15 protein-coding genes and 1 pseudogene are annotated in these 14,816 nt (G+C 48.5%); 4 read left to right on the top strand and 12 right to left on the bottom strand.

Features of this window, described 5'->3' with window-relative positions; translation table 11 throughout:
* The first annotated feature begins 58 nt into the window (after positions 1–58).
* Positions 59–349, top strand: coding sequence for a Rho-binding antiterminator (locus On2M_RS16040; protein WP_151219506.1), 291 nt, complete (start codon positions 59–61; stop codon positions 347–349).
* An 8-nt stretch (positions 350–357) separates the two neighbouring features.
* Here the strand turns inward: On2M_RS16040 and On2M_RS16035 are convergent, their stop codons facing one another.
* Complete coding sequence (locus On2M_RS16035; protein ID WP_151219327.1) at positions 358–1,128, bottom strand: DeoR/GlpR family DNA-binding transcription regulator; 771 nt, start codon at positions 1,126–1,128, stop codon at positions 358–360.
* Positions 1,129–1,246: 118 nt separating this feature from the next.
* On the opposite strand from On2M_RS16035, the gene On2M_RS16030 reads away from it, so the two are divergent.
* Positions 1,247–1,630 (top strand): VOC family protein, encoded by a 384-nt coding sequence (locus On2M_RS16030; RefSeq protein WP_151219326.1) that lies wholly within the window; start codon positions 1,247–1,249, stop codon positions 1,628–1,630.
* A gap of 38 nt (positions 1,631–1,668) precedes the next feature.
* On the opposite strand, the pseudogene On2M_RS16025 reads toward On2M_RS16030, so the two are convergent.
* Positions 1,669–2,699 (bottom strand): annotated as a pseudogene (locus tag On2M_RS16025) (mechanosensitive ion channel family protein).
* 244 nt (positions 2,700–2,943) lie between these two features.
* Between On2M_RS16025 and On2M_RS16020 the strand changes: the two are divergent.
* A complete protein-coding gene (locus tag On2M_RS16020) occupies positions 2,944–3,204 on the top strand; it encodes a DUF2534 family protein (protein WP_210905143.1) in 261 nt (86 codons plus the stop codon).
* Between the two features lie 46 nt (positions 3,205–3,250).
* Here On2M_RS16020 and uspE read toward each other — a convergent pair whose 3' ends face one another.
* The 8 genes from uspE to ogt all read right to left on the bottom strand — a co-directional run bounded on the left by uspE (position 3,251) and on the right by ogt (position 10,511).
* Positions 3,251–4,201: a universal stress protein UspE gene (gene uspE / locus On2M_RS16015; RefSeq protein ID WP_151219325.1), complete on the bottom strand. Its 951-nt coding sequence runs from the start codon at positions 4,199–4,201 to the stop codon at positions 3,251–3,253.
* A gap of 279 nt (positions 4,202–4,480) precedes the next feature.
* On the bottom strand, positions 4,481–5,101 hold the full coding sequence (locus tag On2M_RS16010) for a hypothetical protein (protein WP_151219324.1): 621 nt from the start codon (positions 5,099–5,101) through the stop codon (positions 4,481–4,483).
* Complete coding sequence (locus On2M_RS16005; RefSeq protein ID WP_210905142.1) at positions 5,098–5,904, bottom strand: SDR family oxidoreductase; 807 nt, start codon at positions 5,902–5,904, stop codon at positions 5,098–5,100. The genes On2M_RS16010 and On2M_RS16005 overlap by 4 nt, the downstream gene beginning before the upstream one ends.
* Positions 5,891–6,556: an iron-containing redox enzyme family protein gene (locus On2M_RS16000; protein ID WP_210905141.1), complete on the bottom strand. Its 666-nt coding sequence runs from the start codon at positions 6,554–6,556 to the stop codon at positions 5,891–5,893. The genes On2M_RS16005 and On2M_RS16000 overlap by 14 nt, the downstream gene beginning before the upstream one ends.
* The gene (locus On2M_RS15995; protein ID WP_210905140.1) at positions 6,553–7,995 is read right to left on the bottom strand and encodes an AMP-dependent synthetase/ligase; all 1,443 of its coding nucleotides are present in this window, start codon (positions 7,993–7,995) and stop codon (positions 6,553–6,555) included. Before On2M_RS15995 ends, On2M_RS16000 begins: the two co-directional genes overlap by 4 nt.
* Positions 7,976–8,632: a thermostable hemolysin gene (locus On2M_RS15990; protein ID WP_151219320.1), complete on the bottom strand. Its 657-nt coding sequence runs from the start codon at positions 8,630–8,632 to the stop codon at positions 7,976–7,978. Before On2M_RS15990 ends, On2M_RS15995 begins: the two co-directional genes overlap by 20 nt.
* A 416-nt stretch (positions 8,633–9,048) precedes the next feature.
* On the bottom strand, positions 9,049–9,801 hold the full coding sequence (gene fnr / locus On2M_RS15985; RefSeq protein WP_003020397.1) for a fumarate/nitrate reduction transcriptional regulator Fnr: 753 nt from the start codon (positions 9,799–9,801) through the stop codon (positions 9,049–9,051).
* Between the two features lie 194 nt (positions 9,802–9,995).
* Positions 9,996–10,511 (bottom strand): methylated-DNA--[protein]-cysteine S-methyltransferase, encoded by a 516-nt coding sequence (gene ogt / locus On2M_RS15980; RefSeq protein ID WP_210905139.1) that lies wholly within the window; start codon positions 10,509–10,511, stop codon positions 9,996–9,998.
* A gap of 213 nt (positions 10,512–10,724) precedes the next feature.
* Between ogt and smrA the strand changes: the two genes are divergently transcribed.
* Positions 10,725–11,288, top strand: coding sequence for a DNA endonuclease SmrA (gene smrA / locus On2M_RS15975; RefSeq protein WP_210905138.1), 564 nt, complete (start codon positions 10,725–10,727; stop codon positions 11,286–11,288).
* A gap of 12 nt (positions 11,289–11,300) precedes the next feature.
* Here the strand turns inward: smrA and On2M_RS15970 are convergent, their stop codons facing one another.
* Positions 11,301–12,533: a sensor domain-containing diguanylate cyclase gene (locus tag On2M_RS15970; RefSeq protein WP_187252364.1), complete on the bottom strand. Its 1,233-nt coding sequence runs from the start codon at positions 12,531–12,533 to the stop codon at positions 11,301–11,303.
* Positions 12,534–12,599: 66 nt separating this feature from the next.
* Positions 12,600–14,714 carry a bifunctional diguanylate cyclase/phosphodiesterase gene (locus On2M_RS15965; RefSeq protein WP_210905137.1) on the bottom strand — a complete coding sequence of 705 codons (2,115 nt, stop codon included), beginning with the start codon at positions 14,712–14,714 and terminating at the stop codon, positions 12,600–12,602.
* Between the last annotated feature and the right edge of the window lie 102 nt (positions 14,715–14,816).

Raw genomic sequence — 14,816 nt, 5'->3', positions numbered from 1 at the left:
AGGCACGTTCGGGACGTGGTGTTAGCCATTTCCCGAACAGACAAGGCAAAGTGGAGTGATGAAAGCGACGGAAAAATATTATCCGATAGATTGCGATCTTCATGATTATCTGGAAATCGCTTGCCTGTACCACTATTGGTTACGCATTGAGCTAACGGATAGCAGATGTTTTGATGCCAAAGCGTTGACGACGTGTACCACAACGGATAAAGAAGAATTTCTGCTGGTGGAGCACGATGAAGACCAGCAAACAATTCGTCTGGATCATCTGTCAACGATCACTGCGCTGACGCCCGGGGCGCTATTTAGCACGGTGAGTTTTCAGCGAGCCATAAAGAAAGAACAGTAGTACAGATTTTATACGGTATAAATACGAATATCGTGCGCCTGGAAAGCCGTGGCATACTCTTTGCTAATATTATCCTCGACAACAATCACATCGATATTGCTGCTTTCGGTGACGACATAACGGGCGACAGCCGGGATCTTCTCCGCTGTCAGCGCGACGATAGTTTCATTGCACTGCTTGATCACTGCTTTTTTGAACTCACAATCCGCGTAATCAAATCCCGTTAAGCCGGGTTCAGGCGACATTGCACAACCGCCAATAAATCCCTGATCGAATAAAATACCCTGCACCTGTGCAATAGCGGCGGCCCCCACACATCCTCCTGAAGATCGCTGTACTGCACCGCCCAGTATAATGACGTCAAACAGCGGTTTTTTTAGTAAAACGGCGGCAATCTCCGGTGAATTTGTCACCACGGTTAGCGCCAGCTCGGCGGGCAGGGCTTCAGCCATTGCCATATTGGTACTGCCCGTATCGATAAAAATGCAGCTTCCTGATTTAACCAGCCGGGCGCATCTCTGCGCGATATTGCTCTTTTTCGCCACATTAATACGCTTACGCACGCTGATGTCTTCGGATTCAGGGAGGGCAATGACTGCGCCGCCATAGACTTTTTTACATACGCCATCTTTACTCAGCTCATGCAGGTCGCGGCGGATTGTGTGTTCTGAAACGCCCAACCTGCTGGCGAGTTCGGAACAGATGACCCTGCCGTTTTCCTGCAGGATCTGATAAATGAGCGCCTGGCGCTGTTCCGGAAATGCGGCGTAATCGAGCATGTGTACTCCAGAAAAAATAAACATCGAGCAATAACAAGCATAATCGTGCATTATGGTTCACGATGTCAACACCCCTTAAAGGGGCGTCCTGTAGTAGATATTATGAGAGAGGTTCGCTATGAAAGTTGCGCATATGGCGTTATGGACACGGGATCTTGAACAGCAAGCGCAGTTCTGGGTTACGTTTTTTGACGCAAAGATCAACGAAAAATACTGCAGTAAAACCAATCCTGGATTTGAATCTTATTTTGTCACTATTGGTGAGGATATTGCGATTGAGTTAATGACGAAGCCTGGATTGACACAACGAACTCCTGACAATAACACTTCAGGATGGGTGCATCTCGCCATGTCAGTGGGGGGGAGAGAAAATGTTGATGCTATGGCAACACTGGCAAAAGAACAGGGGATATTAGTCTCTGACCCACGTACTACTGGTGACGGATATTACGAAGCAGTGATACAGGATCCTGATGGAAATTTAATTGAGATAGTAGCCTAATCCCTTAAAAAATTTGGTGCAGGATCCGTATCATCATTTTAATTGGCAGACGCTTGTGTGGTGGAGTTCTCCATATACAGCGTCTGGCTGGGGAATGCAAAGTCGGCGCCGTTTGCCTGGACTATCGAAATAATTTTCAAATAAACGTCTTGTTGTACTGCGAGCCACTCCTGCCAGACGGTGGTTTTCGTGAAGCAATACACCATGATATTCAATGATGAATCAGCAAATTCATTAAAATAAACCAACAGAGTTTGTTTCTGGTCTATTCCAGGATGGTTTTGCAACATTTGTCTGACTGATTCAACAACGTTACCGACTTTATCAGCATCCTCATATCGTAACCCGATCACCGTTTTGATGCGTCGGTTAGTCATCCTCCCCGGGTTCTCTACGCTGATGGAAGAGAAAACCGAGTTTGGTACATATAGCGGGCGATGATCGAAGGTTTTTATTTTGGTCATTCGCCAGCCGATTTCTGTTACCGTGCCTTCAATATTACGGTCCGGGGAGCGGATCCAGTCGCCGATGCTAAACGGTCTGTCGAAATAGAGCATAATGCCAGAGAAAAAATTGCTCAGAACGTCTTTACCCGCCATACCTACAGCGATGCCGCCAATACCGCGAAGGTTAACAGGCCGGATAAGCTCATGCCGAAATGCTCGCCGTACAGCAAAATGATAGCGACCACGATAGTAATCTTAATGATACGCGACAGGATCCTCGCACTGGTGATATCTCTGCCTTTATTAATCTGCGTTTTTTCAAACTGATTAATCATCAAAAAGAGTTTGGTGGTCAGGATCAGCGCAATCAACGAGGTGCAGATAAAATCGACCACGCTGGAGGAGATAAATTTCAGGCTGTAACTTTCGATAATGTTATTGGCAATACTGCCAAACGTCCCAATGATAACGGCATAGATAAAAAATTGCGCGGCATGAAATATGAATCCTTTGCAGCGTCGCTCTCCTCGATGATACCAGACACTCATCAGGATCAGTGCGGCACAGCAGCTGAGAATTACTGTCAAATTAAACGCGTTATTTATAAACAGTTCAGCGATCATGATTCTTCCAGGCAGCTCCGTGTTAGCGAAATATCATCTGATATCCTAATCCTTGAATATTTTACTCAGTTCAGGCGATCAGAGCATTATTCTCCAGGATAGAAAAATAATGCAATTAGCGCTATTTTCGGCGAAATCGCGCTGGCGTCAACCCTGTGTATGGTTTATGTAGCAGACAGTCAGTTGATGTCATGGTATTGTTAGCGCAAAGTAACAAAGTTTTCATCTGCAAAAGGACAGTACTATGATCATGGCTAAGCTGAAGACAGCAAAGGGGCGGAAGTTTCTGTTGTGCCTGCTTGGGGTGTTTATTATCGCAGCGTCGGTCGTGACGCGAGCGACGATCGGTGGCGTTATTGAACAGTATGACATTCCGCTATCCGACTGGACCGCCTCAATGTACGCCATTCAATCTGCAATGATTTGTGTCTACAGTATGGTGTTTACGATTTTGTTGGCTATCCCGCTTGGTATTTATTTCCTCGGCGATGAGGAGCAGCACTAGGTGTTGAAATGCCGGATGATATCGTCATCCGGCATGTGTTGCGCGGTTAATCGTCTTCTTCGTCGTCCAGTTCAACAGGTGTTTGATACTCATCCGGCTTGATAACCAACAGGTCGCAGCGTAGGTGATCGATAACCTGTTCCGCGGTGTTACCAAGGAACGCGGCCGAAATACCGGTACGACCGACGGTACCCAGCACGACAATACCTGCCTGCAAGTGCTCGGCTAAATCAGGAATAACTTCTTCAGGTAAACCTTTTTCAACATGCGTCATTTTCTCATCGATACTGAATTTCTGACGTAACGCCTTCATCGCCAGCAGGTGCTGTCCGCGGATCGCATCGTTGTAAACACTGGGGTCAAACTCAGGCAGTTCAATCGCGATGTTGATTGGCGTCACGGGATAGGCCCCCACCAGATGTACTTCGGTATGGTTAACCTGTTCTGCCAGTTGCAGCGTCTCTTTGACCAGTTTTTCATTGAGCGCGTTGTGATAAGCCTCTTCACTGGCGAGGTTGACCGCAACCAGAGCTTTACCCCCTTCAGGCCATGGCTGGTCTTTGACCATCCATACCGGGCTTGGACATTTACGCAATAAATGCCAGTCTGTGGGGGTGAAAATTACGGCTTCGAGGCGGTCGTGTTGGTGCGCCATTTTGAGGACCAGGTCATGCTGAGCACTGATAACTTCCTGGATGATGGCTTCAAAGGGACGGTTGTGCCAGACCACTTTTATCTCAAGAGGGATCCCTGCTTCGATATAGTATTTCGCTTGTTCACGTATCCATGCCGTTCGTTGGCTGATAACTCCCTGACGCATTGCCGTACGTTCATCGGGCGACAGCAGCGTAGTCATCTCATAGGAAAAGTCATAGATCGGCAAAAAGGCCTTAATTTTGCCACCAATCCGTTGATGCAGATAAACAGCTCGCCTTAATGCTGGTTGATCGTCCTGGTTTGGATCGATGACGACCAGCATATTTTTGTACATAGCCATACAGGGTCTCCTTACAACTGTCATCGCAGTTTGTAACTAAAAGAGTAACCCAATAATGTGGATTGAAACAGGGGATAACCTCCTGCCAGATCAATAAATTGGGAAAATTTATATATTTTATTCACATCTTGCTAAAACTAAACGACTTTCCTCCGAATTTGTGTCCGTTTTAGGCATCCTGGTGTAGCGCTGTCGGCATACGGTTATTTAGCATAATGATCTGATCCTTCTGTTGTAGCGTAGTCCGCCGGAGGGTATAGAAGGCAAGGGTTTGTATATTTACTGAATACTTTCCAGGTCTTTTGCTATATCACGATGGCGTCCCTGGTCGGCAATCTCACGCCCCTGGCGAGGCGGTGCTTTAAGCGCTTTTTCCAGATAGCGTTTTCCTTCGTCAGTCTTTTTCTCTTTTAGCAAAAAGTCGCCATAAAAATAGTTTGGATCGATGCCATCAGGATTGATCGCCAGTGCTTTTTTCAGCATTTCGTCGGCTTTGTTTTTATCACCAAACCCAATCGGCCAGCCGGGAACCTGATAATACAGCGCCCCAAGGCTGGTCCAGGCAGATCCCTGTAAAGCATTGGGGTCGATGCTGATCGCTTTTTCCAAATCGCTACGTGCCTGTTTGACCAGACTCAATGCACCCAGCCCTCCTTTAGCCCCCGCCCAGCTACTGTCGATAATCGCCGACCAGATAAGCAATGATGCATCAGCATTATTTTTCGCCTGACTCGCACTATGGGCCCGCTGACTCAGTGCGGTAAAGCAGCTCTCTTTTTTCGCTTCAAGGGTTTGATATTGGCAAACTGACCAGTCGTGCTGGAGATTTTCCAGTGTGGTAGTCGCCATGGCAGAGACGGGAAAAGCTGCCGTCAGCAGCAACGTTTTCAAAATTTTCATTTGTCTTCACCTTTGAATAAGCCCTGGGTATAGGATTGGATCACGGGTAATTTTTTACCCAACGCGTTGTCTACTATACCGGGAAACCAGGCATTGATTTTTACGAACAGACGCTCCATCACGCCGAAGCGGTAGAGTTTCTGCTCTGTCTCAAGGAGATGCACCAGACGTATGGCGACAAATTGCGGGGAATCACTGCCATTACCCAGTTTGCGGTTAAGCGCGTAAACCTCGTCACTGTTGAGCGTAGTTTCGGTGGTGCGCGGCGCGGCATACAGTACGCAGATACCATTCCCCTTTAATTCGCGCCCCAGCGCCTCCGAGAAACGATGCGTGGCTGCCTTGGTGGCGCTATACACGCTCCAGGCAGGGTGACCAATTTCACCAAATATCGAACCAATGTTCAGGACGATGCCCTGCGGATTAAACTTATCCAGCATGGCGCGGGTTAACAGGGTGGGGATTTCGATATTGGTTCTAATCTGTTCCCGAATATCCTCAAAAGACTGTTGTTCAAACAGTGCAAAACGACTGGTTCCGGCATTGTTGATCAGGATATCCAGTTTGTTCTCATCTTTGAATCTGCTGGCCAGCGCGACGATTTCCTCATCAGTATAACTGTTCATCAGCGCAATATGATGCCGTTCCGGATTGGGAAGCGTTTCTTTCAGAAACATCATTGCCTGCGCATTTCGTCCTACCAGGTACAGTCTGGCTCCTTTGTGCGCCAGCCTTTGCGCCAGCGCTTGTCCGATACCACCGCTGGCGCCAGTCAGCAGAACGGTTTTATCATGCAGGTTCATGCGTGGTCTGCTCCAGTTGATTAAGCATCTCTGTGTACAGGTGATAGACGCGACGAGCGGCATAGATAATGGCTGCCTGATCGGCTTCGTCAGTCACGGTATCCATAAGTGAAGCGAAAAACTTAAGATGCCCCTGATCAAGTTCACCGTGTGAACGCAGGTAGGTTGTCGCCTGTTCTGGCAGCCCCAGTGTCCGTTCCACCTGGGCTGCAATCGCGGTAGCAATAGATACGCTGGTTCCCTCCAGTACCTGTACCATGCCAAAAATACTCATAGGATTGATCCGTTCAATGCGGTAGTAGAGCCAGGCAACCATCATTTCTATCGGTATCCCTGGAGTGCCATTGCGAACGCTTTGCGCATCACCGCCGCAAGCCTGAATATCGTTCAGGATCCATTCCTGATGCCCGTACTCTTCGTCAATATATTCAGCAATCGCGCCCCGAACAGCTTCATGTGAGGCTGGCAAGCGGCTGCCAGCACTCATCAACAGGGGGACGGTATGGCTGACGTGATAGTAAGCCTGTGTCAGAAAAGCGATATACAGGTCGCGCGAGATATCACCAGCCTGGCAGCGCGCGATGACAGGCGAGGAGAGTAAACTTCGGCGTTCGGCCTCAGTCTGTTGTTGTAATATGTTATAAAAGCTCATGATGACTCCTCTTCACTACAGGTGAGAATATGTTGCCAGAGGGATTGCCGGATGAGTTCCCGGCGTGGGCGGCCATTTGCAGTGAGCATGCCAGGCTCTGAAATAGCTGAAGTGAATAACAAACGATGGAACTGCGCATAATCAGGCAGTCGAGCAGAAACGGCCAGTAGTTGCTCGCGGGCCTGCGTCTGTTGCCCGTCGACGGCATCGACGAGTGCAACGTTATGCCTTAAGCCTTCGCCAAAAATCACGATTCGGCGTACAGCCGGGCAGGCCATGGCCTCTGCCTCAGGCCATTCAGGTGAAAAATTACGACCAAAGGCGTTTATCTGCACGTTCTTCAGGCGTCCCTGAATACTAACAAACCCGTGGTCATCAACACTGCCAAGATCGCCGGTAGCAACTGTGGGGGAGGCGGGCGCGGCTCCCAGATACCCCAACGCGTTGGCCGGGCTGGTGACACACAATTGTTGCTGGTCATCAACATGGATCTGGATACCAGGCAATGGCCGACCGACGCTGTTCTCTTTTATGGCGTCGGGAAGATTGAGGGCAACGACAGAGCCACATTCGGAGAGGCCATACCCTTCATATACTGGTAAGCCACTCGATATCGCCATTGTCAGCAATGAAGCCGGAACCTTGCCGCCACCTGCGGCGACAAAACGTAAAGATTGCGTACTGCCCGGTACCTGCTTGTGCAGATGCAGTAACACCCGTAGCAACTCCGGTACCAGCACCAGGCTTTGTGGGTTCCAGGTGGTCAGCGCCTGAAGAAACTGGACTGGATTAAAGCGGCTGGAACCTTCAAACCCAATCCGGGAGGGCGGGATAATCACCGTCTCAACGCCAAGTAGCAGAGGGATGTAAACGCCGCACAGATTCTCCAGCAGGATACTGAGGGGCAGTGTCACCAGGTGTTTTTCCAGATTCAGGGGTTGCAGTGCGCCTGCTAACGTTTGAGCCATCCATACCATACCATCCAGACTCAGACAGACGCCTTTTGGCTCTCCGGTTGTACCGGAGGTATACGTTATCTTTGCCGTTCCTGCCGGCAGAGTCACGGGGTCCTTTACTGCACGGATTTGCAGTCTTCCGAGTACAAAATCGTGTTCCTGCCAATCCGCCAGGATTTCCCCACCGATTTGTGCATCCACAGAGGCTGATGATCGTACCCAGGCTTTCTGTTGCCCGCTGAAAAAGGAGGGGACAGGGATGATTACCACTCCACTTACCAGGCATGCGAGATCGATGATCGCCCATTCAGGGCTGTTATCCATTTCAAGTGCCAGCCGTTTTACCTTGAGGGAAGATAATTGTTCGGCCACTGCCTTAACGGCTTCATGGTATTGCTGCCAGCTCCACGAGCGAGAGTCTCCCTGCAGGGCGAGGGCATTTGGCTGAAGCGTAACCTGTTTCTCAAGCATGTTCAGAAACATAAGATCCTCCGGAAGGGGTTATCCAGGGAGCAGCAGGCGGATCAGCAAACATTCCCAGCAACAGGCTGGTCTGACTCAGTGTGGTTTGCCCACCATGTAACTCTCCCGCCATAATTTGTGGGTCATGTTCGTAATAGCTCCCCCATTCACGCGCAGCTTCGCCAAGCCTTGTCGGGTCAGCAGGCATCAATGTGACTGGCTGAAGATTCAGACGGAAAAAGGTATTGCGTATTTTTTTAGTTCCGGTAAAGACAATCCACGAATAGCAGTATTGATTGAGAAGCAGGCATAGCGCCGCATACATTATTCGGGCGCTAGCCCCGTCGCTCGCGGCAAAATTACCAATTTCAACCATTGAGTCACGTGAAACGGGATGTAACAATCGTGCAGACAGCACGGCTTCAACCGGGACATCAAGATAATGTTCGAGGTATAGCGTACCCATTGAGGCTGGCTGGACGCCACATGCTGCTTTTAATTCTCCGTTGGCATCGAACATTCCAAGTAACCATGGCATGCAACGCGGAAGAGATGCATGATAAAACTGAGAATAACTTTCACGAATAAACACTGAAATATCATTCTGCTCACGTTCACCAGGAAGCCAGCGCAACGTATAAGGAGATAAGATTCGCATAGGAAGACCTCTTTTAGCGTCTTATCAGTATGGCGAGTCAACATTATGTTAACATTAAGTTGAGCATGAACCTGGTAATTGAATCCAATACCGCGACAATAATGTGTAGAACCCGAATAAACAGAATGTATTTATGCGGAAGTACATTCTGTAAATGGGTAGTCATGATTTCGGTGCTTTAACTGCAAGATATTACGTCAAGCTGACAGGAAATAATTAACGGTACTTTTGGGTGCATTTTGAGACGTAGGGGCGGGTTTTGGGCGAAACAATAGCACTATTGTCTGAGCCCATCGAAATTTATGTGTATCAAATAATCGGTAAATCATTGAAAGAGGGGAGAACCTTCTGCCAGATCGGTAAATCAGGAAATTTAGCGATTTGACAGAAGGATAATTGCGATGCTTGCGAAAAGATTACGCAACGTTACGCGTGTGGCCAGCAAGAACGGCCAGTGCATCGCTATTCTCAATAGTGATGTATTTACCTTTCACTGCGAGCATGCCACTTTTCTGGAAACGTCCTAGTAGTCGGCTGATGGTTTCAACCGTCAGACCGAGGTAGTTACCAATATCGCCACGGGTCATCGTCAGACGGAATTCGCGCGGGGAGAATCCGCGTTGGGCGAAACGACGGGACAAGTTATAGATGAAGGCCGCTAAGCGTTCTTCTGCGTTCTTCTTTGACAACAGCAGGATCATATCCTGGTCACCTTTGATCTCGCCGCTCATCAGACGCATCATTTGCTGACGCAGGTTCGGCATTTTACCGGACAGGTCATCAAGGGTTTCGAAAGGAATTTCGCATACCATTGAGGTTTCCAGCGCCTGGGCAAAGCTCGGGTGATGGCCGCTGCCAATCGCATCAAAGCCAACCAGGTCGCCTGCCAGATGAAAACCGGTAATTTGCTCATCACCTTGCTCGGTAATGGTATAGCTTTTAATCGTTCCGGAGCGGATAGCATAGAGTGATTTTAGCTCATCACCTGCTTTAAAGAGCGTCTGCCCCTTTTGGATAGGCTTTTTGCGCTCGATGATGTTATCGAGCTGGTCAAGCTCATGCTCGTTAAGTGTGAACGGGATGCAAAGCTGGCTGATGCTGCAATCCTGGCAATGGATAGCACAACCGCCAGACTGAATGCGCCGTATAATTCGCTTTTCCGGGATCATAGGTCTGCTCAAGCCGTAATTGATATTTGTCAATTTTAACATCTTTTTGGTGAGCGCGTAAGTCTGAGCTACTCCCAAGAGAGAATAATTCAGGCATAACTGAGATAAATGATTGTATCTTATTGATTGAAAACACTTAATTTAGGATCGCATTGTACGGAAGTGTGATGAATAAGGCATTAATTGCCTGGGATCTAGAGTAACAAATAGCCTTCGTGACGTAATAACCACTCTTTTCGTTGCACGCCGCCGACATATCCGGTCATGGTGCCGTTACGTCCAATGACGCGATGGCAGGGGACCACAATGCTCACCGGGTTTGAACCATTAGCCGCTCCGACAGCTCTGGCGGCGCCTGGACGTCCCAGTTGTTCGGCAAGTTGACCGTAGTGCATGACCTGTCCACAGGGGATAGTGCGCAATGCTTGCCAGACTTCGCGTTGGAAAAGCGTGCCAGCGGTTGCTGTTTCCAACGAATCAATAATGCTGAGGTTCCCGGCAAAATACTCCGACAGCTTATCGCTTAGTCCGCCAGGATTTTTGACGGCCATACGCTGATAGCCTTCTGTGCGGTAATGAATATCCAGCAATTGTTCCATGCGATCGCTGTGTTGGTCCCATTCCACCGCGCGCAGGCGAAATTGCTCATCACAAATAACCCATAGCGGGCCAAGCGGTGTGTCGATGATGTCTTCCAGTAAGTTAAGCATCCGTATCTCTCATTACAGCGTTCAGGCGAGGTGACACATTATCACGCCATTGACCGTTGCAGCTATACCCCTAAAAACGGATATCTGCATGTTATGAGTAGATCTTTTCAGTGGAGTCAAGCGGGTGAATTACTGGAAATAATCGTAAACCGTTGTCGGTATAATAGTGCGCGGTTATGATAACGTTCGTCGTAATTCGCTGGAGGATGAAACATGAACCTGGATGATAATTCGCTGTTTCTTGATGCGATGGGGGATGTTCAACCGCTGAAGGGCTCCGCCGATGTACATTGGCAGCCAACGCGTAATATTCGCACCCCGGCGCGTATCGACACGCTTCAACTGGATAACTTTCTCTCTACGGGGTTTCTCGATATTGTTCCGTTGAGCGAGCCGCTGGCTTTTCGGCGCGAAGGTTTGCAGCACGGTGTGACAGATAAACTGCGAACCGGAAAATATCCGCAGCAGGCGAGCCTTAATCTCATCCGCCAACCCGTTGAAACATGCCGTCAGATGCTCTTCAGTTTTATTTTGCAGGCACGGCAGGATGGGTTACGTAACGTGTTAGTGATACATGGCAAGGGGCGTGACGATAACGCTCATGCCAATATTATTCGCAGTTATGTGGCGCGCTGGCTGACAGAATTTGACGATGTGCAGGCCTACTGCACCGCATTGCCGCATCACGGCGGCAGCGGGGCATGCTATGTGGCATTACGTAAAACAGCGCAGGCAAAACAGGAAAACTGGGAGCGTCACGCGAAGCGCAATCGCTAATCAACGTATACATCAGGCGGCCAAGACTCTGTTTCTGCCTTCGTGCTTGGCCTTGTATAGCGCGTCGTCAACGCGTTTGAATAATTCATCAATACTTTCGTTCGTTTCATGTCGGGCAACGCCAATGCTGACGGTAAAGCGGGGAAGGCCAGGGAGAGTCACCTTTGCGACCGTCGCGCGGATCACTTCTGCAAGGTTGAGAGCAACATCCAGCGACGTTCGCGGCAGAAGCAGCACAAATTCTTCACCACCCCAGCGAAAAATAAGATCGTCTTTTCGTGCACAGGATTCCAGTGTGCGTGCCAGCGCGCAAAGTACTTCATCGCCTTTCAAATGGCCAAACAGATCGTTAATGCTTTTAAAGCGATCAGTATCGATCAACAGCAGGCTGTAGTCCTGCGTCAATGATATCGCATGCGTTTGCTCCGGCTCGGTTACCTGATAAAAATGTCGGCGGTTAAATAATCCCGTTAAAACATCTCGCATGGCCGCACGCTCAAGCTCCTGTTCCAGCCGCTTTTGCTCGGTAATGTCATGAATAATGCACAACATGAGTTTATTACCGTATATTTCGATCGGTCCGGCGTAAGTTTGTACATGACGGGAAGTCCCATCAGCCAGTTTATGGACAAAATGCAAAGGCTTATGGCCACCGGGTAGATGGGCGATCTCATGCATCACCGGAAGTATACGGCGGCCCAGCATATTGATTTCCCATGTATGTTTCTGACACATCACATCATGAGTGTATCCATAAAAATTGAGCGCACTGAGATTCGCATCAACGATCAACCCATCGCGGGACGGATCAATAAGTAACATTGGCGCGGAGTTGGTCTGGAAAAAACGTGCATAAAATCCCTGTTTTTTCCGCTGGTAGGTTGCTGAACGACTCGCCTTCAGACCCTGCGCAGTAGGTGTTTCAATACCTTCGAAAAGGATGACTTCACCCATACCCGGCAGGGCTTTAATGGAGAGGCGACTTGCCATCGCGGCCTCCTCACCCTCGCGATAAACCGTGAGAATTTCCACAATATGGTGAAGATTTCGCAAGTCGCTGAGATACATGGTTAAATCATTTTGAACATGCGCTGAAAATGTTCCCATGCGGAGCGGGGAAAAACAGAGATCATGCATTAGCTCCCGTGCAACGTTATTAGCGAATACCAGCTCTTCGGTATGTGGCAAAACAATCCATACCGGAAAGGTTAATAAATCCAGTGAATGCAGCTCGGTTGTGCTCATCGATAATCCCGTTATCTTTATCTGCTGTGTTGCCCGTTAAAAGGCGAATATTTTAGATATTGCGTCTCACAATGTTATTGATTGTCGGTGAGACAAGGGTTGTACGACTGGCATTTGTTTGATGCTGGTTTCTGGTTGTATCAGTTCATGAATCTTATGTGCTGGTAGCGGTTTTGCAAACAAGAAACCTTGCAGCATGCAACAACCCATCTGTGTAAGGAGTATTTCCTGTTCCTGGGTTTCTATTCCTTCTGCCACCACACGCATATTCATGGAGTGAGCTATGTCAATAATGGTAGACACAATTTTTGTGTTTTTGCTGTTCTCACTAATATCTTTGACAAATATCCTGTCAATTTTTAATTCTCGCGCTGGAAGAGACTTCAGCATCAATATATTTGAATAACCCGTACCGAAATCATCAATAGAAACGGTGATCCCCAAAGTAGAGAAAGCATTCAGGACTTCAACGCTGCGTTTTAAATTTTTAAGGGCGGTGCTTTCAGTGAGTTCCAGCGTGAGACAGGCTGGTGGTAGCTGATATTGTGCCAGGGCATTACAAACAACATCAATAATATCATGCTGTTCAAATTGGGCGGGTGAGAGGTTAACGGCGAGCGTCCATTCTGTATTCCCTTGTAATTTCCATTGATACAACTGCAAGCATGCCTGCTGGATAACCCATTTCCCAACGGGAATAATCAGGCCCGTATCTTCCAACGCAGGAAGAAATTCGGCTGGCAGCAGCATGCCGCGTTCCGGATGATGCCAGCGTAATAATGCTTCAAAACCGGTCAGGGAATGATCTCCAGCGGTATATTTGGGCTGATACCATAGCTCAAACTGGTTGCGTTCAAGCGCTTGTGACAGTTCCTGTAAAAATGTCGGCGGCGTATCCGCGATAGCTTCCATTTCAGGATGATAAATAGCCCAGCCGTTTCTGCCCGTCTGTTTGACATGATACATCGCCATATCGGCCTTCACTTTTAGCTCATGCAGCGTTGAGCCATGTTCAGGATAAATGCTGCTCCCAGCACTTAGCGAAACCCGAATGGTATGCCCGAACAAGCTAAAGGGCTCACCGATCACATCGGCAATCCGCGTCAGCAGGGTGGAGATAACCTGCTGGTTGCAGTCAGGGACCAGCAAGATAAATTCATCTCCCCCCAGTCTTGCCAGCGTCATTGAGTCATCAAGGCAGCTGAAGATTCGCTGTGTACTGGCAATCAGTAGCTGATCGCCAATGTGATGTCCCCAGGTATCGTTAACGACTTTAAAACGATCGAGGTCGATAAATACCAACGCGAAATGCTGTTGATGCAGTTTAGAATGCCGAAGGCAGGCCACTAAACAGGTGTCTATTTGCGTACGATTAGCGAGACCGGTCAGCGCGTCGAAGTGAACCTGATGCTCAAGCTGGCAGTTCAACTGATGCAGGTTGTCAGCCAGTCGGGAGGTACGGAGTTGCGAATCCACCATCGAAACCACCAGCATGATCCCCAATATAACAAGCGTGACGGCGCAGACCCAGATAGAAAGCTCCAGCGTGCTGAGACCATCGTGCGCAGTGTGTCCAAAGTGGGTGAACGTAGCAGCTCCCATACCGGTGTAATGCATAGAGGCTATTGCCACCGCCATAATAAAAGCAGCAATAAGCCGATTTATTAGCGCTCGACGGTTATTTTGGCGTAAATGAAAGGCCAGCCACAAACCGACCCCAGATGCAGCGACGGCAATAATCACAGAGAGCAGGATTAGTGAGCGATCCCAGGTTATAGCCACATGTTCGATAATGGCATACATGCCAACATAGTGCATTGTGACAACACCAGCGCTTAATATACTGGTAGCAATGATCAGGCGTTTTGTTGATAGTGTATTACCAGAAATAGCGATATTGATGGCGACTGTCGCAGAAATGAGCGCAATAAAGAACGAAAACGCTGTGAGGGATAAATGATAATTTATTGGCATACTCATTTTCATGGCCAGCATACCAATAAAATGCATCGACCAGATCCCCATACCCAGCGTAGCGCCGCCAGAGAGTCGCCAGAAGGTAGATTCACGTCTGCTGGAAATTGCCACTTTGCCCGCACTGTCGAGAGCAATAAAGGAGGCAATAAACGCGACCACAAAGGAAATCCCAATCAATACAGGGTCCCACGACACGTGCAACATCTTACTACCTATCGAAAAAAAGACGTGATGATAAATTTAGCAGGTTTTGTCCAGTTAACCTGATAAAACCGGGAATGTCCTTGTATTTTTACAATGACTATT

This window comes from Citrobacter sp. On2M, from assembly GCF_018035235.1.
Taxonomy (GTDB): domain Bacteria; phylum Pseudomonadota; class Gammaproteobacteria; order Enterobacterales; family Enterobacteriaceae; genus Citrobacter; species Citrobacter meridianamericanus.
The sequence above is the reverse complement of the archived record's forward strand: the minus strand, read 5'-3'. Positions and strand labels throughout refer to the sequence as shown.